The sequence below is a fragment of the Telluria sp. ZB2R32 genome, from assembly GCF_059685715.1.
This window is the reverse complement of the sequence record NZ_JCASIG010000008.1, coordinates 192,655-215,377: the sequence shown is the minus strand read 5'-3', so window position 1 is coordinate 215,377 and position 22,723 is coordinate 192,655. Positions and strand designations below refer to the sequence as shown.

The following is a 22,723-nucleotide window of genomic DNA, read 5'->3' as shown; positions in this document are numbered from 1 at the left end:
CTTGCTTATATTCTGGCATATCTGGCAAGTACAGCTTTTTCGATTCGACGCCAGTCAGCCTGCCTGTTCCAGCAACGTCTGCAGGTTGCAGTCGCGCTGCCAGCCGCGCCGTTCCTCGGTCGACTGCGCCAGGCGCGCCAGTTCGCTCGGGGCCAGCTCGGCCTGGGCCAGCAACAGGCGCTCGGCCAGCAGGGCGTCGGGCAGCATGGGGCCGAAAAAGGCGACCGTGTCGCCCTGCTGGAGCAGCAGGGTCGGGAAATTGTCGACGTCGAGGTCGCCGACAACGTCGGCCTGGTCTTCGATGTCGATCCAGACGAAGGTCTTGTCCGGATGGCGCGCGGCCAGGGCGTCGAAGGCGGCGCGGTAGCCGCCGCAGGTGCCGCACCAGGCGGCGCACAGGCAGGCGACGATCCAGCGGCCGCCGTCGAAGGCGCCGGCCAGCTGGTCGCGGTTGCTGGTATGGAGTGTCAGGCTATGCATGAGCGGATTCTACCTTGCGGCGCGCGCTTGTGGGTCGATATGCTCGGTCGCGGCCATGGCGGCGGCTCCGCGCGTCGGGTTAAAATAGCGCATGCCTATCATCCTTGCCATCGAAACTTCGTCCGAACTCGCCTCGTGTGCGCTGCTGTCCAATGACACCGTCATCGCGCGCGAGTCCGGCGGCGTACGTACCCATTCGCAATTCGTGCTGCCGATGGTGCAGGAATTGCTGGCCGAAGCCGGGGTCAAGCTGGCCGAGGTCGACGCGATCGCCTTTGGCGCCGGGCCAGGATCGTTCACGGGCGTGCGCACCGCCTGCGGCGTGGCCCAGGGGCTGGCCTTTGGCGCCGACCTGCCGGTGCTGCCGCTGAACACGCTCGAGGCGATGGCCGAGGCTTGCCGCGCGCGTTCCGGCGCGCACGAGGTGCTGGCCGTGCTGGACGCGCGCATGAACGAAGTCTATTGGGCGCAGTACAGGTTCGACGGCGACAGCGTCTGGCAAACCGTCATCGAACCGGTCCTGTCCAGCCCCGAGCTGGTGACGCCGCAGCCGGTCGACGGCCTGGCCGCCTGCGGCAACGGCTTTGCCGTCTATCCCGACGCGTTCGCCGGCAAGGACTTCGCCGCCACTGCCGACAGCGCCATCGTGCCGCATGCGCGTGAATTGGCGCGCATCGGCGCCGCCGCGCTGGCGGCAGGGCAGGGCGTGCCGGCGGCGCAGGCGCAGCCGCTTTACCTGCGCAACAAGGTCGCCTACACCAGCGCCGAGCGCCAGGCCATGAATGTGGCCAATGCGGCAGCCAAGGCCGGCGAAGGACAACGCGCATGATGGCAGCAAGCGCCGCGGCCGGCCTGGCGCTGGTTCCCATGACCCTGGACGACGTCGACGAGGTGCACGCGCTCGAATGCAGCGTGTTTCCCCATCCGTGGAGCCGGGCCAACTTCAGCGATTCGGTCAAGGCCGGCTACGATGCCTGGCTGCTGCGCGACGCCGACGGGCGATTGGCCGGCTATTTCCTGCTGATGTATGCGCTCGACGAGGCGCACCTGCTCGACGTCGCCGTGGCCGGTTCGCGCCACGGCACCGGCCTCGGGCGCTATCTGCTCGACACCTTGTGTGCGCGGGCAAAGGAGATGGGCGCCGAATCGGTGCTGCTGGAAGTGCGGCCGTCGAACGAGCGCGCGCTGGCCGTGTATAAACGCTTCGGCTTTGCCGAGATCGGCCGCCGCAAGGGTTATTATCCCGCCCACGAGGGCAAGCGCGAAGACGCGATCGTGATGAGGCATGCAGTATGAACGTGAACGAACGCGACGAAGTGTTCCTGGCCGAGATGGGCATCACGCCGTTGTGGCGCCTGCGCCGCCAGCCGGCGCCTGAAGAGCAGGTGGAAGTGGCCGAACCTGAGGCAGCGCCTCCGGTACAAGCTGAAGCGCCGAGCATCCACGCGCCCGGCGTGATTCCGCCGCCGCCGCGCGACCCTGCCTGGGGCGAGATCCCGCGCACTTCGGCGCCCGCGCCGGCGCCCTGGACCCCGCCACCGGCGCCGGTCGTCGAGGAAGAACAGGGCGACAGCCTCGAAGCGATTGCCGCCATGGGCTGGGACGAATTGCGGGACGCGATCGCGCGCTGCACGCGCTGCGGCGACTGCGCCGGCCGCAAACCGGTCTACGGCGCCGGCCCCCAACAGGCGCGCTGGTTCGTCGCGGCCGGCGCCAGCAGCAGCGCCGACGAAGGCGCCGGCGCGCCGCTGGCCGGCGACGCCGGCAAACTGCTGGGCAACATGCTGGCCGCCGTCGACCTGGCGCGCGAGCGCGACGTGTATGTGACCAACCTGGTCAAGTGCCGTCCGACTTCCGCAAATGGCGGCGACCGCGCGCCGAGCGCCGAGGAAGCGGCGGCCTGCCGTCCCTTCGTCGAGCGCGAACTGGCCCTCACCGGCGCCGGCGTGGTGCTGACCCTGGGCCAGATCGCCGCCAACGGCCTGCTCGGCAAGCCCTTGCAGGAACCGCTGGCCGGCACCCGCGGCCGCACCCATGCGCTGGGCGCCGTGCCGCTGGTGGCGACCCTGCATCCGGGCGAACTGTTGCGCCGCGGCGGCGACAAGGCGCTGGCCTGGGCCGACCTGTGCCGCGCAAGAGCTCTCGATGCAGGACGCGGTCGCTAGTTACCAGCGCGACTTCCACCGCCGCTGGGGCCACCTGCGGCGCGCACGCGTGCGCGCGCTGGCCTGGTTGCTCGATTCGCCCGACCTGCTCGATGCCGCCGCGCCGCACTGGCAGGGCCGCATCGCTTCCACCGGGACGGTGACGCCGCAAGTGGCGCGCTGGCTGGCCGACCTCGACCACGACCCGGCGCCGCTCGAGGCGGCCCTCGGCGCGCGCGTCTACACGCGCCTGGGCCTGTATGCCGAAAAGCTGATGGCCTTTTATTTCCAGGAGCAGGGCCGGCTGGTGGCGCACGGCCTGCAGATCCGCGCCAACCGCAACGACACCGTCGGCGAGTTCGATTTCCTGCTCGACGCCGGTCCGGACGCGCTCGAACACATCGAATTCGCCACCAAGTTCTACCTGCTGCAGGGCGAGGCGGGGCAGGAATTCGACGCCCTGGTCGGCCCCAACCTGGCCGACAGCCTGGGTGCCAAGATGCGCAAGATCTTCGGCCGCCAGCTCGAACTGGGCGCGCATCCCGCCGCCCAGCCGCTGCTGCCGCGCCCGGTGACGATGGCGCGCGCGCTGGTGAAGGGCTGGCTGTTCTACCCGAGTGCGCATCAGAAACCACAGACGTGGCCGGCGATGAGCGGCATCGCCGCCGGCCACTGCCGCGGTTTCTGGTGCGCGCTCGGCGAACTCGGCACGCTCGACGCCGATGCCTTCGTAGTGCTGCCCAAGCTGCAATGGCTGGCGCCGTTCCGCTCGACGCAGGAGGTGACTGTGATGAACGCCGCCGGGCTGCATGCGGAACTCGAGGCGCAGTTCGAGACCAATGCCTCGCCGGTGCTGGTGGCCGTGGTGCGCACGGGGCCGGGCCTGGTGGAAGAAGTCGAGCGCGGATTCGTCGTCCCCAACGACTGGCGCGAGCGTGCCGAAGCACGCAGCGCCAAGGATAACATGCGCAATATTGTTTGGTAAAATTGATATTTATGCAAATATAATTTGCATGTCGACGGGCGCCTTGTTCCGATGACGACGCATAAACCCGTAAGGTGGGCGGCTATACCCAAGTGCATGATCGCCCGCAGTCTCGATGCCGCCCACGCGTTCAACCACACCCTGAAACTTCGCGACGGCTCACCGGGCGGTTGAACGCGTCGGCGGCGCGCGCACCCCGGATCTGCAAACTGAAGCGGTAAAGCCGCCCACCTTACGCAGGTTGCAAGCCATTCACCTCAATGCTTGTGCTCGCCAATCAAGGCCAGCGAATCATGCTGCGCCTGGTTGCGCTGGTGGCGCCGCATGATCAGGAAGGTAACCCCTGCGATCGACAGACCGAACAGGACGATGATGACGTTCAGGTCCAGGTTCAGCGTGATCATGATCGCGTACAGCGCCAGCATGGTCAGGATCGACAGGTTTTCATTAAAGTTCTGCACCGCGATCGAGTGGCCGGCGCTCATGAGCACGTGGCCGCGGTGCTGCAGCAGCGCGTTCATCGGCACCACGAAGAAGCCCGACAGGAAGCCGATCAGCGCCAGCAGCGGGTAGGCGATGATGACCTCGTGGACGAAGACCATGATCGTCACCACCAGGCCCATGATGATCCCCATCGGGATCACGGTCAGCGACTTGCGCAGCGGGACCATCTGCGCCGCCATGGCCGCGCCGATCGCCACGCCGATCGCGACCACGCCGATCAGGCTGGTGGCTTTGTCGAGCGGCATGCCGAGCGAGCGCTCGGCCCACTTCAGCACGATCAGCTGCAAGGTCGCGCCGGCGCCCCAGAACAGGGTGGTGACGGCCAGCGAGATCTGGCCCAGCTTGTCTTTCCAGAGCGTGGCCGAGCAGTTGGCGAAGTCCGCGATCAGTTTCATCGGGTTGCGCTCCTGGTGCTCGTAGCGCGCGCCGGTATCGGGAATGCGCAGGTTGAACAGGGCCGCCAGCAGGTAGATCACGACCACGACGGCCATTGCCGCTTCGCTGACCGTGTCGATGCCGGTGTCGACGAAGGGGAGGTCCAGGCCGAGCAGCAGGGCGGAGCCCTTGTCGCTGACCAGCGCGCCGCCCAGCACGGTGCCGAAGATGATCGACATCACGGTCAGGCCTTCGATCCAGCCGTTGGCGGGGACGAGTTTTTCGGGCGGCAGCAGTTCGGTCAGGATGCCGTATTTGGCCGGCGAATACACGGCCGCGCCGAAGCCGACGACGGCGTAGGCCAGCAGCGGATGCACGGTCATGAACATCAGGCCGCAGCCGAACACCTTGATCAGGTTGGCGATGAACATCACGCGCCCTTTCGGGAGCGAATCGGCAAAGGCGCCGACGAAAGCGGCCAGCAGCACGTAGAACAGGACGAATGAAAGCTTGAGCAGCGGCGTCAGCGATGCCGGCGCGTTCATCGTCACCAGCACGTCAATGGCTACAAACAGCAGCGCATTGTCTGCCAGCGACGAGAAAAACTGCGCCGCCATGATGGTATAGAAACCACGATTCATTCGAGTGAGTCTGAAAACTAGTGTGGGTTGCTTTATACCATGAATGAACGGCATGCCAAAGAAATGGACGGGCACGAGGCGCCCACGAGCGCGGCAAAATACGGCCCGCTCCGGTAAAATAGCGCCCTTCAATTGAACGCTTTTTTAGCCCATTCGCCCTATGCCACGCCCGCTTTGCGCCACCATCCATCTCGATTCGATGCAGCATAACCTTGCCCGTGCGCGTGCCTGCGCACCCGAGGCCCGCGTCTGGGCCGTCGTCAAGGCAAATGCCTATGGCCACGGCCTGGAACGCGGCATGCGCGGCTTCGCCCTGGCCGACGGCCTGGCCCTGATCGAAACCGAAAATGCGCTGCGCCTGCGCGAACTCGGCTGGATCAAGCCGATCCTGCTGTTAGAGGGGATCTTCGACGTCTCCGACGTGTCGCTGCTGGCCGAGCACAACATCAACAGCACAGTGCACTGCATCGAGCAGATCAGGATGCTCGAATACACCCAGCTGTACCGCCCGATCGACGTTCACCTGAAAATGAACACCGGCATGAACCGGCTTGGCTTCAAGCCCGACGAGTACGCGGCCGCTTATAAACGCCTGCGCGCGATTCCCGGCATCCGCAACATCACCCTGATGACGCACTTCGCCAATGCCGACGAACTCGAGCATCCGCGCCTGGCCGTGGCCGAGCAGGTCGAGCGTTTCGTCGGCGGCGCCCAGGGCCTGGAAGGCGAGCGCAGCCTGTCCAATTCCGGCGGTGTGCTGCACCAGGCAGTGCTGCAGGCCGAATTGCACAACGACTGGGTCCGTCCCGGCATCATGCTGTACGGCGGCACGCCCGGCGGGCGCACCGCGCACGAGTTCGGCCTGCGCCCGACCATGACGCTGGCGTCGGAAATCATCGGCATCCAGGACCTGGTGGCGGGCGACACGGTCGGCTACGGCAGCCGCTTCGAAGCCACCGGTCCGATGCAGGTCGGCGTGGTCGCCTGCGGCTATGCCGACGGCTACCCGCGCCACGCGCCGCACGGCACGCCGGTGATCGTCGACGGCGTGCGCACCAGCGTGGTCGGCCGCGTCTCGATGGACATGATGACGGTCGACCTGACCCCGGTCCCGAACGCGCGCGTGGGCAGCAAGGTCATCTTGTGGGGCGACGGCTTGCCAATCGACGAAGTCGCCACCATGTCCGGTACCATCGGGTACGAATTGATGTGCGCACTCGCGCCGCGCGTACGCGTTACGGAAGGACGGTTAGGAACCCATGGCCAAGGCTAAAACCCAGTTCGTCTGCAGCGAATGCGGCAGCGTCACCACGCGCTGGACCGGCCAGTGCGCCGACTGCAAGGCCTGGAACACGATGGTCGAGCAGACGGTCGAAACGGCCGGCGTGAACCGCATGTCGCAGACGGTGAACCACAAGGCGCTGGCGCAGACGGCGCCGGTGCTCTCGCTCTCCGACATCGAAGCGACCGACGTGCCGCGCTTCGGCACCGGCATCGAAGAATTCGACCGCGTGCTCGGCGGCGGCCTGGTCGCGGGCGGTGTGGTGCTGATCGGCGGCGACCCCGGCATCGGTAAATCGACGCTGCTGCTGCAGGCGCTGGCGAACCTCGCCACCACGCGCAGCACTTTGTATGTGAGCGGCGAGGAATCCGGCGCCCAGATCGCGCTGCGCGCGCGCCGCCTGCAGGTCGAAGCGAAAGACCTGAAGCTGCAGGCCGAGATCCAGCTCGAAAAAATCCTGGGCACGCTGGCCGACCTGAAACCCGAAGTGGCGGTGATCGACTCGATCCAGACCCTGTATTCGGACGCGCTGACGGCGGCGCCGGGCTCGGTGTCGCAGGTGCGCGAATGCGCGGCGCAGCTCACGCGCGTGGCCAAGCAGACCGGGGTGACCATCATCCTGGTCGGCCACGTGACGAAAGAAGGCGCACTCGCCGGCCCGCGCGTGCTCGAACACATCGTCGACACCGTGCTGTATTTCGAGGGCGACACCCAGTCCAGCTTCCGCCTGGTGCGGGCGATCAAGAACCGCTTTGGCGCGGTCAACGAGCTGGGCGTGTTCGCGATGACCGAAAAGGGCTTGAAAGGCGTGTCGAATCCGTCGGCGCTGTTCCTGTCGCAGCACGACAACCAGGTGCCGGGATCGTGCGTGATGGTGACGCAGGAAGGCACGCGTCCGCTGCTGGTGGAAATCCAGGCGCTGGTCGACGCCAGTCACCTGCCGAATGCGCGCCGCCTGTCGGTCGGCCTGGAACAGAACCGCCTGGCCATGCTCCTCGCCGTGCTGCACCGCCACGCCGGCATTGCCGCCTTCGACCAGGACGTGTTCATCAATGCGGTCGGCGGGGTGAAGATCGCCGAACCGGCGGCCGACCTCGCGGTGCTCCTGGCGATTAACTCGTCGATGCGCAACAAGGCGCTGCCGCGCGGGCTGGTGGTGTTCGGTGAAGTGGGCCTGGCCGGCGAAATCCGCCCGGCGCCGCGCGGCCAGGAACGCCTGAAGGAAGCGGCCAAGCTCGGCTTCTCAGTGGCGTTGATCCCGAAGGGGAACATGCCGAAGCAGAAGATCGAGGGGATGAACATCATCGGGGTCGAGCGGATCGACCAGGCGTTCACGAAATTGCGCGAGCTGGACTGAGGGCAGCAGGCGATAGTCATCTTGCATATAATTGCGCCCTGAAATTACAAATCATGGCATACCGTGCAAGCAGACCAAAGGCAGTCCCCACGCAAGATCCTCAAAACCCGCGTCATGCTGGCGCTCGCGGGCAGCGCCCCGGTCCTCGGCCGCACCACCGACCTGGGCGCCAACGGCGTGAGCATCAGCCTGCCGCAGCCGGTCGCGGCCGGGCAGGATGCGCAACTGCGCTTCGACCTGTTGGTCGAGGGCACGGTGGTGCCGGTCCAGGGCAGGGCGCGCACCCTGTACTGCATTCTCAGCAATGGCGAATTCAAGGTCGGCCTGCAGTTCCTGAGCCTGGATATGGGTGCGATGACGGCGGTCTCGCGCTTCTTACGCTGACTGACGACCCCAAAAAGCAAAGCGGCGAGCGCCTGGCAGGCCTCGCCGCTTTTCACTGGTCCCATCAATGGGTTGGGCGCTATTCGTGATAGCGGTCATGCAGGGCTCCTGAGCTGCCACCGATCTCCTGGAAAATCTCGTAGGCGATCAGGCCAACCATGCCCGATAAAATAGCAAACACAAACATATTAAACATAGCTCCAAACGCTCTTCAGCATCCCTCCATGCAGTGATGACACTTTGAGCATAGCAGCCGCCAGTGTATTTACAAGAGCGGCGATCGGCTATATTTGCGCCCCGGTTCGCCTGGAAAGGTTGGCGTGATTCAATCGCGTGACAGCTGTTCGCGTATCTTGGCACGATGGCGCCACGCCCCGTTCGAACCCTGTCACGGCAGCCGCGTCATAGGGCCGACATCGTCCTGTCACAGTCATATGACAGGCGTTTCCGGTCATGTCATCGATTCGATGACACGCGTAATGGGAATGTCATGAACTTGTCATATTCGGCCAGTAGACTGCGCAGCATTACTGGGGCGCAACCTGCGCCCGCATTCTTCCTTAAAGGAAACTGACATGCGTATGAAGCCCTTGCTCCTTTCGATCGCACTGGCCGCCACCACCCTGGCAGCCACTGCTGCCCAGGCCGTGAACATCACCGGCGCCGGCGCGACCTTCCCCTATCCGATCTACGCCAAGTGGGCCGAGATGTACAAGGCCGCCAGCGGTAATGGCCTGAACTACCAGTCGGTCGGTTCGGGCGCCGGCATCAAGCAGATCAAGGCGAAAACGGTCGACTTCGGCGCCTCGGACATGCCGCTGCCTGCGAATGAATTGACCGCGGCCGGCCTGTTCCAGTTCCCGGCGGTGATGGGCGGCGTGGTCCCGGTCATCAACCTGCCGGGCGTGACGCCGGGTCAGGTGAAGCTGACCGGCGCCGTGCTGGCCGATATCTTCCTGGGCAAGATCACCAAGTGGAATGCGCAGCCGATCGCCGCGCTGAACCCGGGCGTGAAGCTGCCGGCCGAGGACATCACCGTGGTGCACCGCGCCGACAGCTCGGGCACGACCTTCCTGTTCACGGATTACCTGGCCAAGACCAACCCGGACTGGAAGCTGAAGGTCGGCGCCGGAACGGCGGTGAAGTGGGCGACGGGCGTGGGCGGCAAGGGCAATGAAGGCGTGGCCGCCAACGTGCAGCGTATCAAGGGCGGCATCGGCTACGTCGAATGGGCCTACGCCAAGAAGAACCGCATGGCGCACACCCAGCTGCAAAACCGCGACGGCGCCTGGCTGCAGCCGGACGACGAACACTTCAAGGCCGCCGCCGCCAGCGCCGACTGGGCCAAGGCGCCGGGCTTCGCCGTGGTGCTGACCGACCAGCCGGGCAAGGCCAGCTGGCCGATCACCGGCGCCAGCTACATCCTGCTGCACAAGTCGCAGGCCGATGGGGTAAAGGGCAAGGAAGTGCTGAAGTTCTTCGACTGGGCGTATAAAAACGGCGACGCCGCCGCGGCCGAGCTGGACTACGTGCCGATGCCCGACGCCGTCACCAAGCTGGTGCAGGATGCCTGGCGCGCCAACGTCAAGGATGCCGGCGGCAAGGCGATCTGGTAAGGAATGGAACAGGAACCGCCACGCTTCGCAGCGTGGCGGTTTCCGGCTCTCCCAGTATCAAACTCAATAAAAAACCACATGAGCGCACATCCTTCCGTCGCCATCGACAAGCCGGCCGCGCACGACGCCGCCAAAGTCGACCTGCAATACGCCGCCCTCGGCAAGACGATGCGCAACCAGCGCATCCAGGACTTCCTCTTCCATAAAATTACCCTGCTGTTCGCCGCCACGGTGCTGATCGCCCTGGTCGGCATCATCGTCTCGCTGGCGATCGGCGCGGCGCCGGCTTTTAAAGAGTTCGGCGCGAGCTTCATCAGCACCGTCGAATGGGATCCGGTCGACGACAAATTCGGCGCCATGATCGCGATCTGGGGCACGCTGGCCACCTCGCTGATCGCGCTGCTGGTCGCTTTCCCGATCAGCTTCGGCATCGCCCTGTTCCTCACCGAGATCTGCCCGGCCTGGCTCAAGCGCCCGATGGGCACCGCGGTCGAGCTGCTCGCCGGCGTGCCCTCGATCATCTACGGCATGTGGGGCCTGTTCGTGTTCGCGCCGCTGTTCGCCGACCACGTCCAGCCTTTCCTCAAGGAGACCGTCGGCCAGCTGCCGGTCATCGGCCAGCTGTTCCAGGGCCCGACCATGGGCATCGGCATCCTGACCGCCGGCCTGATCCTGGCGGTGATGATCATTCCCTTCATCTCCTCGGTGATGCGCGACGTGTTCGAGATCGTGCCGGCGGTGCTGAAGGAATCGGCGTATGGCCTCGGTTGCACCAAGTGGGAAGTGGTGCGCAAGGTAGTGCTGCCTTATACCCGCACCGGCGTGGTCGGCGGCGTGATGCTGGGCCTGGGCCGCGCGCTCGGCGAAACCATGGCCGTGACCTTCGTCATCGGTAACGCTCATAAACTGTCGCCCTCGCTCTTCATGCCCGGTAACTCGATTTCCTCGACCCTGGCCAACGAATTCGCGGAAGCGGCGACGCCGCTGCACGTGTCCTCGCTGTTCGCGCTGGCACTGATCCTGTTCGGTATTACCTTCGTCGTGCTGTCGGCGGCGAAACTGATGTTGGCGGGGATGTCCCGCAAGGAAGGTACGAAATGAATACGGCCAATCCGGTCTACCGCAAGCGCCTGCTGGCGCACCGCATCGGCATCCTGCTGTCGGTGATCGCCATGGGCATCGGCCTGGCTTTCCTGGCCTGGATCCTGTGGACCCTGCTGGTGAATGGCTTCAGCGCCCTGGCGCCGTCGCTGTTCACCGGCGACACGCCGGCGCCGGGCGGCGAGGGCGGTGGCCTGCGCAATGCCATCGTCGGCAGCCTGATGATGGTCGGCTTGTCGACCCTGGTCAGCACCCCGATCGGCATCCTGGCCGGCATTTATCTCGCCGAATACGGCGACCGCAACCGCTTCGGCCAGATCACGCGTTTTGTGACCGACATCATGCTGTCGGCGCCGTCGATCGTGATCGGCCTGTTCGTCTACGCGCTGTACGTCGCCAAGGTCCAGCACTTCTCGGGCTACGCCGGCACCATCGCGCTGACCCTGATCGCAGTGCCGGTGGTGGTGCGCACCACCGACAACATGCTGCGCCTGGTGCCCAACAGCCTGCTGGAAGCGGCATTCGCCCTCGGCGCGCCGCGCTGGAAGGTGGCGATGCTGGTGCGCCTGCGCGCCGTGAAAGCCGGCGTGATCACCGGCGTGCTGCTGGCGCTGGCGCGCATCTCGGGCGAAACCGCGCCGCTGCTGTTCACCGCGCTGAACAACCAGTTCTTCAGCGCCGACATGAACGCGCCGCTGGCCAACCTGCCGGTCGTGATCTACACCTATGCGATGAGCCCGTACGACGACTGGCGCTCGCTGGCCTGGGGAGGCGCACTGCTGGTGACCTTTACCGTGCTGTTCCTGAACATCCTGTCGCGTACCGTCTTCACCCAGAAGACGCCGCGCTAATCCATCCATGACAAACATGAACCACGCAATGGCTACCCCAATGGCAAACCCGAGCTCCGCGGCGACCGCGCCGAAGAACAAGACCATCGAGATCTCCGGCCTCGATTTCTTCTACGGCAAAACGCAAAGCCTCAAAAATGTCTCGCTCGACATCCACGAAAAGCAGGTGACGGCTTTTATCGGCCCGTCCGGCTGCGGCAAGTCGACGCTCTTGCGCACGCTGAACCGCATGTACGATTTGTATCCAGGGCAGCGTGCCGAGGGTTCGATCATGTACCGCGGCCGCAATATCCTGGAATCCGGCGTCGACGTGAACATGCTGCGCGCGAAAATCGGCATGGTGTTCCAGAAGCCGACCCCGTTCCCGATGTCGATCTACGACAATATCGCCTTTGGCGTGCGCCTGTACGAAAACCTGTCGAAGGGCGAGATGGACGAGCGCGTCGAGTGGGCCCTGAAAAAGGCGGCGCTGTGGGAAGAGGCCAAGGATAAGCTGAGCAAGAGCGGGTTGTCGCTGTCTGGCGGCCAGCAGCAGCGCCTGTGCATCGCACGCGGCGTGGCGGTGAAGCCGGACGTGCTGCTGCTGGACGAACCGACGTCGGCGCTGGACCCGATCTCGACGGCCAAGATCGAGGAACTGATCAGCGAACTGAAACAGGACTACACGATCACCATCGTAACCCACAACATGCAGCAGGCGGCGCGCTGCTCCGATTACACTGCCTACATGTACCTGGGCGAGCTGGTGGAATTCGGCGAGACCGACCAGCTGTTCATGAACCCGGCGCGCAAAGAGACCCAGGATTACATCACCGGTCGTTTCGGCTAAGAGCACGGATAGCCTGAAATAGTCGGCAGTTACTAAATTCATCCAAAACATTAACGGGGGCCCGAGCAACCGTAGCGAGCGGAAGGAGTGGCGTCCGAGAAGCGCAGCTGTACGGATGTACAGCGAGCATCGCAGGGCGTCAATCCGACGCGTAGTAGGTTGATCGGGATCCCCCCACGGGAGAGCAGTAATGATTGGCGAACACTCATCAAAACAGTACGACCAGGAACTCGAGGGGATCCGCTCGAAAGTCCTGCTGATGGGCGGCATGGTGGAAACCCAGTTCGAAGAAGCGCTGAACTGCTTCCGCGTCGGCGATTCGGCCAAGGCCGAGAAGGTGATGGCGGACGACCACGCGGTCAACCAGCTCGAAGTGTCGCTCGATGACGCCTGCAGCCACCTGATCGTCAAGCGCCAGCCGACGGCCAACGACCTGCGCACGGTGATGGCGACGATCAAGGTCATCACCGACCTGGAACGCATCGGCGACGAAGCCAGCAAGATCGCGCGTACGGCGAAAAGCCTGCACGAGCGCGGCGTGACGGGCTTTGCCCATTACGACATCATCCGCACCATCGGCAAGGGCACGGCCGATCTGCTGCACGATGCGCTCGACGCCTTTGCGCGCCTCGACGGCAAGCAGGCACTGGCCATCATCGCGGCCGACGAAATCATCGACCACGAATTCCGCACCATCCTGCGCAACCTGATCACCTTCATGATGGAAGACCCGCGCACGATTTCGTCGGCGATCGACACGCTGTGGGTGGCGAAAGCCATCGAGCGCATCGGCGACCACGCCAAGAACATCGCCGAATACGTGATCTACGTGGTCGAGGGGCGCGATATCCGCCACACCGCCAAACCCGTGGCGCAGGAGTCCTGAGGCATGCACAACACGAGCGTACTGGTGGTCGAGGACGAGCCGGCGATCGTCGAACTGGTGAGCTACTCGCTGCGCGAAGCCGGCTGGGCCATCGAATCGGTGGGCACCACGAGCGCGGCCTGGGACAGCATCCGCCACGGCAAGCCGGACCTGGTGCTGCTCGACTGGATGCTGCCCGACCAGAGCGGCCTGCGCCTGCTGGCGCGGCTGCGCGCGGACCGCGATTTCCAGGACATCCCGGTGATCATGCTGACCGCGAAGAGCATGGAAGAAGACAAGCTCGCCGGCCTGAACACGGGCGCCGACGATTACGTCACCAAACCGTTTTCGCCGCGCGAACTGCTGGCGCGTTCGCGCGCGCTGCTGCGCCGCAAGAGCCCGCACCTGGCCGAAGCGCCGCTGCGCGCCGGCGCCGTCGTGCTCGACCCGGCCAGCTGCACGGTGACGATCGAGGGGCAGGGCATCGATATCGGCAATGCCGAGTACAAGCTGCTCAAATTCCTGCTGGCGCACCGCGAGCGCGTGTTTTCGCGCGCCCAGCTGCTCGATAAAGTCTGGGGCGACCACGCCGTCATCGAAGAGCGCACGGTCGACGTCCACGTGCTGCGCCTGAGGAAAGCCCTGAAGGGCGCCGAAGGCCTGATCCGCACGGTGCGCAGCGTCGGCTACATGCTGTCGGAAAAATAAACGCAGTGTCAAACACCTGAGTACAGATGAATCCCAAACTGCTGTTCTGGGTGCCGGCGCTGCTGCGCCTGGCCTCCGTGTTCATTGCCGGCGGCGTCGCCTGGTGGATGGCCGGCCCGATCGCCGGCCTGTCGCTGGCGCTGGCCGGCGCCATCATCGCGCTGTTCGTCCAGCTGTCCTACCTGCACCAGCTGGGCGAGTGGCTGCACGACCCGCAGAGCGGGCGCCTGCCCGACGGCTGGGGCGCCTGGACCGATGTCTTCGCGCGCCTGTACCGCATGCGGCGCGAGGACGAGCGCAACCAGCAGGAACTGGCCGAGTGGCTGGCGCGCTTTCGCCAGGCGATGCACCTGCTGCCCGAAGGCGTGGCGATCATGGACGACGTGCTGTTCCTGGAGTGGTGCAACCCGGCCGCCGAGCGCCACCTGGGCCTGACCATGGAGCGCGACAAGGGCTTGCGCGTGACGAACCTGGTGCGCCATCCCGAGTTCATCGACTACATCATCCTGGGCCGCTACGAGCAGCCGCTGACGCTGGCCTTCCGCGGCCGCAAGATCGAATGCCGCATCATCCCCTTCGAGAACCGGCGCCAGATCCTGGTCACGCACGACGCCACCGATACCGAACGGGTCGAAGCGATGCGGCGCGACTTCATCGCCAACGCTTCGCACGAGTTGCGCACGCCCTTGACCGTGATCGTCGGCTTCCTGGAAATCGCCATGTCCGACCCCTGCATGGATGCGGCGACGCGCAGCGCGCACCTGAAACTGATGACCGAGCAGGCCGAACGTATGCAGCGCCTGATCGAAGACATGCTGACGCTGTCGCGCCTGGAGTCGGACGAATTCCCGCTGCGGCGCGAACGCGTCGACCTGACGGCGCTGGTCGAATCGGTGGCGGAGGAAGCGCGCGCCCTGTCCGGCGGACGCCACCAGATCGCGGTCGACATCGACGGCCCGGACGTGATGGGCAGCATGGAAGAACTGCGCAGCGCCTTTGCCAACCTGGCTTCGAACGCGGTGCGCTATTCGCCGCAGGGCGGCACCATCAGGCTGTCATGGAAGCGCGGCGACGACGACCTGCAGTTTGCGGTGACCGATTGCGGCATCGGCATCGATCCCCAGCACATCTCGCGCCTGACCGAACGCTTCTACCGCGTCGACAAGAGCCGCTCGCGCGAGACGCAGGGCACGGGCCTGGGCCTGGCGATCGTCAAGCACGTGCTGCTGCGCCATGGCGGACGCTTGAAGATCTGCTCGACGCCGGGGGAGGGGAGTACGTTTACGGCGTCGTTGCCGAATACCTCGCTGCCGGGGTGACCGTTGCGGCCGGGCCGATGCAATTGGGTCGCCTTGGTGTAGGGCGGGCATGCCCGCCGATGCGTGCCGATGACGCGGCCGCCGCGTGTGCCCGCATAAGCCTCGCCTCATCCACGCCCGAACATTGCGCGGTACAATCGAATATTGTCCCTTTCGACCCCGCCCATGCTCGCTCGACGCACCTCCCTCATCGCCCTCGGCGCCTTGCTGTTGACCGCCTGCGGCAGCACCCCGCCGCCGCCTCCGGCTCCGGTCGCGGTGCAGGCCCCGCCGGCGCCACCGAAAAAAATCAAGATCGGCCTCGCCCTCGGCGGCGGCGCCGCGCGCGGCTTCGCCCATATCGGCGTGATCAAGGCGCTCGAAGCGCAAGGCATCCATGCCGACATCGTGGTCGGCACCAGTGCCGGCTCGGTGGTCGGCGCGCTGTACGCCTCGGGCTATACCGGCTTCGCGCTGCAAAAGATCGCGATGGACATGGACGAAGCCACGATCTCGGACTGGGCCATGCCACTGTTCAGCAGTTCGCCGGGCCTGCTGAAAGGCGAGGCGCTGCAGAACTACGTCAACAAGGCGGTCGGCAACCGACCGATGGAAAAGCTGCCGAAACGCTTCGGCGCGGTGGTCACCGACCTGAAGACCGGCGAAGCCATCATGTTCGACAAGGGCAATACCGGCATGGCCGTGCGCGCTTCGTCCGCCGTACCGTCGGTATTCCAGCCGGTCAAGATCGGCAACAAGACCTATGTCGACGGCGGCCTGGTCGCGCCGGTGCCCGTAAAATTCACGCGCGAGAAGATGGGCGCCGACTTCGTCATCGCCGTCAACATCTCGACCCAGGCCGACACGCAAGCGACGGTCAGTTCGCTCGACGTGCTGATGCAGACCTTCAGCATCATGGGCCAGCGCCTGAACCATTTCGAGCTGAAGGAAGCGGACGTCGTCATCACGCCGGCGCTGGGCAAGATGGGCAGCGCCGATTTTGCCGGCCGCAACCTGGCGATCCTCGCGGGCGAACAGGCCGCCGCGGCCGTGATGCCGCAACTGAAAGCGAAACTGGCCGCCAAGCGGCAGCCATAACAATGACCATCATCACCTGAGGAGAACCCATGAAGACCAAACCGATGCTGACTCTGGACGACGTCAAGAAGATCGCCGCCGGCGCCGAAGCCGAAGCGCTCGCCAACAACTGGGCCGTGACCTTTGCCATCGTCGACGACGGCGGCCACCTGCTGTGGCTGCAGCGCCTGGACGGCGCGCCGCCGGTGTCGAGCCACATCGCCCCGGCCAAGGCGCACACCGCCGCGATCGGCCGGCGCGAATCGAAGTCGTATGAGGAAGTGATCAACGGCGGGCGCGTCTCCTTCCTGTCGGCGCCCGAGCTGAAAGGCATGCTCGAAGGTGGCGTGCCGGTCATCGCCGATGGCCACGTGATCGGCGCGGTCGGCGTGTCGGGCGTGAAGTCGAACGAGGATGCGCAGATCGCCAGGGCGGGGATCGCGGCACTGGGCGTGACGGCCTGACTGGCGCATGGAGGGTCCGCGCCGATTCGATTGAGGCGCGGAAATTTGGCGCTCATCTGTCAGTGAAATTCGCGCGTTAGCCCCGCAACCTGCCAATGGTGCATTGCCGCGAAGTCCAACTCGCGCTATAATTTGGGGGTTTAGCCATTCACTTACTTGCCGTAGCGCCTACCCTCCATTCCTCATTCAAAAACGACTTCCACCCTTCGGCACGCCTGGCGCGTCCGCAGGTTTTGGATGCCGGTCTGACGTGGCGCAGCTACGGTAACTTTATTGGGAGTTACCTTGCCGCCATTTTTTTCTGGCCCTGCCGTTCCGGCCATCCTGGCCCTCGCAGACGGGACTATTTTTCGGGGATATTCGATTGGTGCCGCTGGCCACACGACCGGTGAAGTGGTGTTCAATACCGCCATTACCGGCTACCAGGAAATCCTCACCGACCCCAGCTACTCGCGTCAGATCGTCACGCTGACGTACCCGCACATCGGCAACTACGGCGTCAACGGCGCCGACGTCGAAGCGACCAGGGTCCACGCGGCCGGCCTGATCATCCGCGACCTGCCGCTGATGGCGTCGAACTTCCGTTCCACCCAGTCGCTGGCCGACTACCTGAAGGCCGAGAACGTCGTCGCGATCGCCGGCATCGATACCCGTAAACTCACCCGCCTGCTGCGCGAGAAGGGCGCCCAGGGCGGCGCCATCCTCACCGGCACGCAAGGCAACCAGCCGTCGGAAGCGCAGGCGCTGGAGCTGGCGCGTTCGTTCCCCGGCCTGTCCGGCATGGACCTGGCCAAAGTCGTGTCGGTGAAAGAATCCTATGTCTTCACCGAGACCGAATGGAAGCTGGGCCAGGGTTTCGGCAAGCAGGACAATCCCCAATACCACGTCGTCGCCTTCGACTACGGCGTCAAGCGCAACATCCTGCGCATGCTGGCCGAACGCGGCTGCAAGGTCACCGTGCTGCCGGCCGAGTCCACCGCCGCCGACGCGCTGGCGCTGAATCCCGACGGTATCTTCCTGGCCAATGGTCCGGGCGACCCGGAGCCATGCGACTACGCCATCAAGGCCACCGCCGAACTGATCGAGCAGGGCATCCCGACCTTCGGCATCTGCCTCGGCCACCAGATCATGGCGCTCGCTTCGGGTGCGAAGACGATGAAGATGAAGTTCGGCCACCACGGTGCGAACCACCCGGTGCAGGACCTCGATTCGAAGAAGGTCTTGATCACGTCGCAGAACCACGGCTTCGCGGTCGATCCGGACACGCTGCCGGAAAACTGCCGCGTCACCCACGTGTCGCTGTTCGACGGTTCGCTGCAGGGCTTTGCCCGCACCGACAAACCGGCCTTCTGCTTCCAGGGCCACCCGGAAGCATCCCCTGGCCCGACCGACGTCGCCTACCTGTTTGACCGCTTCATCGGCCTGATGCAAGCCCAGGAGAAAAAGTAATGCCAAAGCGTAGTGATATTCAAAGCATCCTGATCATCGGCGCAGGTCCGATCATCATCGGCCAGGCGGCCGAATTCGATTACTCGGGTGCGCAAGCCTGTAAAGCCCTGCGCGACGAAGGCTACAAGGTCATCCTCGTCAACAGCAACCCGGCGACGATCATGACCGACCCGGAAATGGCCGACGTCACCTACATCGAGCCGATCACCTGGAAGGTCGTCGAGGCGATCATCGAGAAAGAGCGTCCCGACGCGATCCTGCCGACCATGGGCGGCCAGACCGCGCTGAACTGTGCGCTCGACCTGCATCACCACGGCATCCTGGAAAAATACAAGGTCGAACTGATCGGCGCGTCGCCGCAAGCGATCGACAAGGCCGAAGACCGCTCCAAGTTCAAGGAAGCGATGACGAAGATCGGCCTCGGTTCGGCGCGTTCGGGCGTCGCCCACACGCTCGACGAAGCCCGCACCGTGCAGCGCGAACTCGGCTTCCCGACCATCATCCGTCCATCGTTCACGATGGGCGGTTCGGGCGGCGGCATCGCCTACAATGAAGAAGAGTTCGAGACCATCTGCAAGCGCGGCCTGGAAGCCTCGCCGACTTCGGAACTCTTGATCGAAGAGTCGCTGCTGGGCTGGAAAGAGTACGAGATGGAAGTCGTGCGCGACAAGGCGGACAACTGCATCATCATCTGCTCGATCGAAAACCTCGACCCGATGGGCGTGCACACCGGCGACTCGATCACGGTCGCGCCGGCGCAGACGCTGACCGACAAGGAATACCAGATCATGCGCAACGCGTCGATCGCGGTGCTGCGCGAAATCGGCGTCGACACCGGCGGCTCGAACGTGCAGTTCGCGATCAACCCGCAGGACGGGCGCATGATCGTCATCGAGATGAACCCGCGGGTGTCGCGTTCGTCGGCGCTGGCGTCGAAAGCGACCGGCTTCCCGATCGCCAAGGTCGCAGCCAAGCTGGCCGTCGGCTTCACGCTCGATGAGCTGCGCAACGAGATCACCGGCGGCGCCACGCCGGCGTCGTTCGAGCCATCGATCGACTACGTCGTCACCAAGATCCCGCGCTTCGCGTTCGAAAAATTCCCGGCGGCCGACAAGCACCTGACCACGCAGATGAAATCCGTCGGCGAAGTCATGGCCATGGGCCGCACCTTCCAGGAATCGTTCCAGAAAGCGCTGCGCGGCCTGGAGGTGGGCGTGGACGGCTTGAACGAGATGACGCGCGACCGCGAAGTCATCGAGGAAGAACTGGGCGAGCCGGGACCGGAACGCATCTGGTACGTGGGCGACGCCTTTGCCCAGGGCTTCACGCTGGAAGAAGTCCATCAGCTGACGAAAATCGATCCGTGGTTCCTCATCCAGATCAAGGAAATCGTCGACATCGAGCTGTGGCTCGATCACCAGAAGCTGGAATCGCTCGACAAGCCGACGCTGTACAAGCTCAAGCAAAAAGGCTTCTCGGACCGCCGCCTCGCATTCCTGATGCACACCACGCAAGCGACGGTGCGCGAGCGCCGCCACGCGCTGGGCATCCGCCCGGTGTACAAGCGCGTCGACACCTGCGCCGCCGAATTCTCGACCGACACCGCCTACATGTACTCGACCTATGACGAGGAATGCGAGGCGGCGCCGACCGACAAGAAGAAGATCATGGTGCTGGGCGGCGGTCCGAACCGCATCGGCCAGGGCATCGAGTTCGACTACTGCTGCGTCCATGCCGCCCTCGCCATGCGCGAAGACGGCTACGAGACCATCATGGTCAACTGCAATCCCGAGACCGTGTCGACCGACTACGATACCTCGGACCGCCTGTACTTCGAATCGCTGACGCTGGAAGACGTGCTCGAAATCGTCGACCTCGAAAAGCCGGTGGGCGTGATCGTGCAGTACGGCGGCCAGACGCCTTTGAAGCTCGCGCTCGACCTGGAAGCGAATGGCGTACCGATCGTCGGCACCTCGCCGGACATGATCGACGCCGCCGAAGACCGCGAGCGTTTCCAGAAGCTGCTGCAGGACCTGGGCTTGCGCCAGCCGCCGAACCGCACCGCGCGCACCGAACCCGAGGCGCTGGCCCTGGCCCAGGAAATTGGTTACCCGCTAGTCGTGCGTCCTTCGTACGTGCTCGGTGGCCGCGCGATGGAGATCGTGCACGAGCAGCGCGACCTCGAGCGCTACATGCGCGAAGCGGTGAAGGTATCGAACGATTCGCCGGTGCTGCTCGACCGCTTCCTGAACGACGCGATCGAAGTCGACGTCGACTGCATCTCGGACGGCGAGACCACCTTCATCGGCGGCGTGATGGAACACATCGAACAGGCCGGCGTGCACTCGGGCGACTCGGCCTGCTCGCTGCCGCCGTACTCGCTCACGCAAGAGACGATCGATGAACTCAAGCGCCAGACCGCGCTGATGGCCAAGGGCTTGAACGTGGTCGGCCTGATGAACGTGCAGTTCGCGATCCAGCAGTCCGAAGTCGACGGCAAGACGGTCGATACCGTGTTCGTGCTCGAAGTGAACCCGCGTGCCTCGCGCACGGTGCCGTTCGTCTCGAAAGCGACCGGCATCCAGCTGGCGAAAGTCGCGGCACGCTGCATGGTCGGCCAGACCCTGGCCAGCCAGGGCATCACGAAGGAAATTACGCCGCCGTTCTACAGCGTCAAGGAAGCCGTGTTCCCGTTCGTGAAGTTCCCGGGCGTCGACACCATCCTCGGACCGGAAATGAAGTCGACCGGCGAAGTGATGGGCGTGGGCGAGACCTTCGGCGAAGCCTTCGTGAAATCGCAGATCGGCGCCGGCATCAAGCTGCCGACGTCGGGCCGCGTGTTCCTGTCGGTGAAGGCCTCGGACAAGCCGCGCGCGGTGCAGGTGGCGCGCGACCTGGTCGCCATGGGCTTCACGCTGGCGGCTACGAAAGGCACGGCGGCGGTGATCGCCGCGGCGGGCTTGCCGGTGCTGGCGGTGAACAAGGTGATCGAGGGCCGTCCGCACGTGGTCGACATGATCAAGAACCACGAGATCGAGATGGTCATCAACACGGTCGAGGAAAAGCGCAGCGCGATCACCGACTCGCGCACGATCCGTACCTCGGCCTTGCTGGCGCGCGTGGTGACCTACACGACGATCGCCGGCGCCGAAGCGGCGATCCAGGGCATGCGCCATCTGGACGCGATTCGGGTCTACGATTTACAAGGGCTGCATAAAACCTTAAACTAAGCGTCGAGTAGTACCGTCAAACCACAGAGTTCGCGCGGCTTGTGTCGCGCGCCTCTGTGGTTTTCGCTTGTACGTCCACGAATTCGATAAGCAGAGATTTATGAACAATACGATTCCCCTGACAAAATTCGGTGCCCAGCTCCTGAAAGAAGAACTGCACCAGCTGAAAACCAAGGAACGCCGCATCGTCATCGACGCGATCGCCGAAGCGCGCTCGCACGGCGACCTGTCGGAGAACGCCGAATACGACGCCGCCAAGGAGCGCCAGGCCTTTGTCGAAGGCCGCATCGCCGAACTCGAAGGCAAGCTGAGCGCCGCCCAGATCATCGACCCGGCCACGCTCGACGCCGAAGGCCGCGTCGTCTTCGCCTCGACCGTCGACCTCGAAGACCTGGAGTCGGGCCAGAAGGTCAGCTACCAGATCGTCGGTCTCGACGAAGCGGACATCAAACTCAACAAGGTCTCGGTGACCTCGCCGATCGCGCGCGCCCTGATCGGCAAGTACGCCGGCGACGTGGTCGAAGTGCAGGCGCCGTCCGGCCCGCGCGAATACGAAATCCTCGAAGTACGCTACGTCTGATGACGCCACTCGTCGCGCGCCTGCCGGCGGCACGGGTGCTGGTGGCGGCGCTGTGGGCGGGAGCCCTGTGGGTGCTCGGCTATATCGCTGCGCCGGCGGTGTTCGGCATCGTCAGCGGTCCGCTGGCAGGCGACATCGTGGGCGCTTTCCTGCGCCGCCTGGCCTGGATCAGCATCGCCTGCGCGCTGGTGATGCTGGTGCTGGTGCGTTTGTCATCGGATCTGGCGGCGGGGCGGCGGCGTTTCCTGAACCTGTTGGTGCTGGCGATGCTGGCCTGTGCGCTGGTGATGTTCGTCGGCCTGCAGCCGGCGATGGCGGCGCTGCGCGAAGCGGCCGGGCCGGCCGGCGTACGCGCTTCGCCGCTGTGGACGCAGTTCGCGGTCATGCACGGCGTCTCGCAGCTGTTCCACCTGATCGAAGGCGTGCTGGCGGCCGTGCTGGTGGTGAAGTCCCGGTAGGGTGCGCACTCGTGCGCACGCGGTCTGACCGTGTGCGGCGCGGCA

Annotated in this window: 22 protein-coding genes; 20 read left to right on the top strand and 2 right to left on the bottom strand. The window is 64.9% G+C overall.

The genetic code is table 11. The features are described 5' to 3' along the window. Positions 1–54: 54 nt before the first annotated feature. Positions 55–480: a thioredoxin family protein gene (locus AC56LG_RS21790; RefSeq protein ID WP_497168120.1), complete on the bottom strand. Its 426-nt coding sequence runs from the start codon at positions 478–480 to the stop codon at positions 55–57. Positions 481–571: 91 nt separating this feature from the next. Between AC56LG_RS21790 and tsaB the strand changes: the two genes are divergently transcribed. The 4 genes from tsaB to AC56LG_RS21770 are packed head-to-tail and all read left to right on the top strand — an operon-like array spanning position 572 to position 3,609. Next, a complete protein-coding gene (gene tsaB, locus AC56LG_RS21785) occupies positions 572–1,309 on the top strand; it encodes a tRNA (adenosine(37)-N6)-threonylcarbamoyltransferase complex dimerization subunit type 1 TsaB (RefSeq protein WP_497168119.1) in 738 nt (245 codons plus the stop codon). Continuing rightward, positions 1,306–1,776, top strand: a complete 471-nt coding sequence (gene rimI / locus AC56LG_RS21780; protein ID WP_497168118.1) for a ribosomal protein S18-alanine N-acetyltransferase — start codon at positions 1,306–1,308, stop codon at positions 1,774–1,776. Before tsaB ends, rimI begins: the two co-directional genes overlap by 4 nt. Further along, positions 1,773–2,645 carry a uracil-DNA glycosylase gene (locus AC56LG_RS21775; RefSeq protein ID WP_497168117.1) on the top strand — a complete coding sequence of 291 codons (873 nt, stop codon included), beginning with the start codon at positions 1,773–1,775 and terminating at the stop codon, positions 2,643–2,645. Before rimI ends, AC56LG_RS21775 begins: the two co-directional genes overlap by 4 nt. Continuing rightward, entirely contained in the window at positions 2,626–3,609 is a 984-nt protein-coding gene (locus AC56LG_RS21770) for a DUF1853 family protein (protein WP_497168116.1), read from the top strand. The genes AC56LG_RS21775 and AC56LG_RS21770 overlap by 20 nt, the downstream gene beginning before the upstream one ends. A 257-nt stretch (positions 3,610–3,866) precedes the next feature. Here AC56LG_RS21770 and lplT read toward each other — a convergent pair whose 3' ends face one another. Next, positions 3,867–5,129 (bottom strand): lysophospholipid transporter LplT, encoded by a 1,263-nt coding sequence (gene lplT / locus AC56LG_RS21765; RefSeq protein ID WP_497168115.1) that lies wholly within the window; start codon positions 5,127–5,129, stop codon positions 3,867–3,869. A gap of 160 nt (positions 5,130–5,289) precedes the next feature. Here lplT and alr point away from each other — a divergent pair, with 160 nt between their 5' ends. The 16 genes from alr to AC56LG_RS21685 all read left to right on the top strand — a co-directional run bounded on the left by alr (position 5,290) and on the right by AC56LG_RS21685 (position 22,678). Beyond that, positions 5,290–6,402 carry an alanine racemase gene (gene alr, locus AC56LG_RS21760; protein ID WP_497168114.1) on the top strand — a complete coding sequence of 371 codons (1,113 nt, stop codon included), beginning with the start codon at positions 5,290–5,292 and terminating at the stop codon, positions 6,400–6,402. Further along, positions 6,389–7,768 (top strand): DNA repair protein RadA, encoded by a 1,380-nt coding sequence (radA, locus tag AC56LG_RS21755; protein WP_192053443.1) that lies wholly within the window; start codon positions 6,389–6,391, stop codon positions 7,766–7,768. Before alr ends, radA begins: the two co-directional genes overlap by 14 nt. A 63-nt stretch (positions 7,769–7,831) precedes the next feature. Next, the gene (locus AC56LG_RS21750) at positions 7,832–8,152 is read left to right on the top strand and encodes a PilZ domain-containing protein (protein ID WP_497168113.1); all 321 of its coding nucleotides are present in this window, start codon (positions 7,832–7,834) and stop codon (positions 8,150–8,152) included. Between the two features lie 575 nt (positions 8,153–8,727). Beyond that, entirely contained in the window at positions 8,728–9,768 is a 1,041-nt protein-coding gene (pstS, locus tag AC56LG_RS21745) for a phosphate ABC transporter substrate-binding protein PstS (protein WP_192053447.1), read from the top strand. Positions 9,769–9,846: 78 nt separating this feature from the next. Next, the gene (pstC, locus tag AC56LG_RS21740; RefSeq protein WP_497168112.1) at positions 9,847–10,869 is read left to right on the top strand and encodes a phosphate ABC transporter permease subunit PstC; all 1,023 of its coding nucleotides are present in this window, start codon (positions 9,847–9,849) and stop codon (positions 10,867–10,869) included. Continuing rightward, positions 10,866–11,720, top strand: coding sequence for a phosphate ABC transporter permease PstA (gene pstA, locus AC56LG_RS21735; RefSeq protein ID WP_497168111.1), 855 nt, complete (start codon positions 10,866–10,868; stop codon positions 11,718–11,720). The genes pstC and pstA overlap by 4 nt, the downstream gene beginning before the upstream one ends. 40 nt (positions 11,721–11,760) lie before the next feature. Beyond that, positions 11,761–12,549 carry a phosphate ABC transporter ATP-binding protein PstB gene (gene pstB, locus AC56LG_RS21730; protein ID WP_497168110.1) on the top strand — a complete coding sequence of 263 codons (789 nt, stop codon included), beginning with the start codon at positions 11,761–11,763 and terminating at the stop codon, positions 12,547–12,549. 190 nt (positions 12,550–12,739) lie between these two features. Continuing rightward, complete coding sequence (phoU, locus tag AC56LG_RS21725) at positions 12,740–13,435, top strand: phosphate signaling complex protein PhoU (RefSeq protein WP_497168109.1); 696 nt, start codon at positions 12,740–12,742, stop codon at positions 13,433–13,435. A gap of 3 nt (positions 13,436–13,438) precedes the next feature. Next, a complete protein-coding gene (locus AC56LG_RS21720) occupies positions 13,439–14,122 on the top strand; it encodes a response regulator (protein ID WP_497168108.1) in 684 nt (227 codons plus the stop codon). Positions 14,123–14,148: 26 nt separating this feature from the next. Then, a complete protein-coding gene (gene phoR, locus AC56LG_RS21715; protein ID WP_497168107.1) occupies positions 14,149–15,441 on the top strand; it encodes a phosphate regulon sensor histidine kinase PhoR in 1,293 nt (430 codons plus the stop codon). Positions 15,442–15,606: 165 nt separating this feature from the next. After that, the gene (locus tag AC56LG_RS21710) at positions 15,607–16,518 is read left to right on the top strand and encodes a patatin-like phospholipase family protein (protein WP_497168106.1); all 912 of its coding nucleotides are present in this window, start codon (positions 15,607–15,609) and stop codon (positions 16,516–16,518) included. 29 nt (positions 16,519–16,547) lie between these two features. Beyond that, the gene (locus AC56LG_RS21705) at positions 16,548–16,961 is read left to right on the top strand and encodes a GlcG/HbpS family heme-binding protein (protein WP_497168105.1); all 414 of its coding nucleotides are present in this window, start codon (positions 16,548–16,550) and stop codon (positions 16,959–16,961) included. Positions 16,962–17,246: 285 nt separating this feature from the next. Then, a complete protein-coding gene (carA, locus tag AC56LG_RS21700) occupies positions 17,247–18,410 on the top strand; it encodes a glutamine-hydrolyzing carbamoyl-phosphate synthase small subunit (RefSeq protein WP_497168104.1) in 1,164 nt (387 codons plus the stop codon). Then, on the top strand, positions 18,410–21,640 hold the full coding sequence (gene carB / locus AC56LG_RS21695; RefSeq protein WP_497168103.1) for a carbamoyl-phosphate synthase large subunit: 3,231 nt from the start codon (positions 18,410–18,412) through the stop codon (positions 21,638–21,640). The genes carA and carB overlap by 1 nt, the downstream gene beginning before the upstream one ends. 100 nt (positions 21,641–21,740) lie before the next feature. Beyond that, complete coding sequence (gene greA / locus AC56LG_RS21690) at positions 21,741–22,220, top strand: transcription elongation factor GreA (RefSeq protein WP_497168102.1); 480 nt, start codon at positions 21,741–21,743, stop codon at positions 22,218–22,220. Next, the gene (locus tag AC56LG_RS21685; RefSeq protein WP_497168101.1) at positions 22,220–22,678 is read left to right on the top strand and encodes a DUF4149 domain-containing protein; all 459 of its coding nucleotides are present in this window, start codon (positions 22,220–22,222) and stop codon (positions 22,676–22,678) included. Before greA ends, AC56LG_RS21685 begins: the two co-directional genes overlap by 1 nt. Positions 22,679–22,723: the final 45 nt, after the last annotated feature.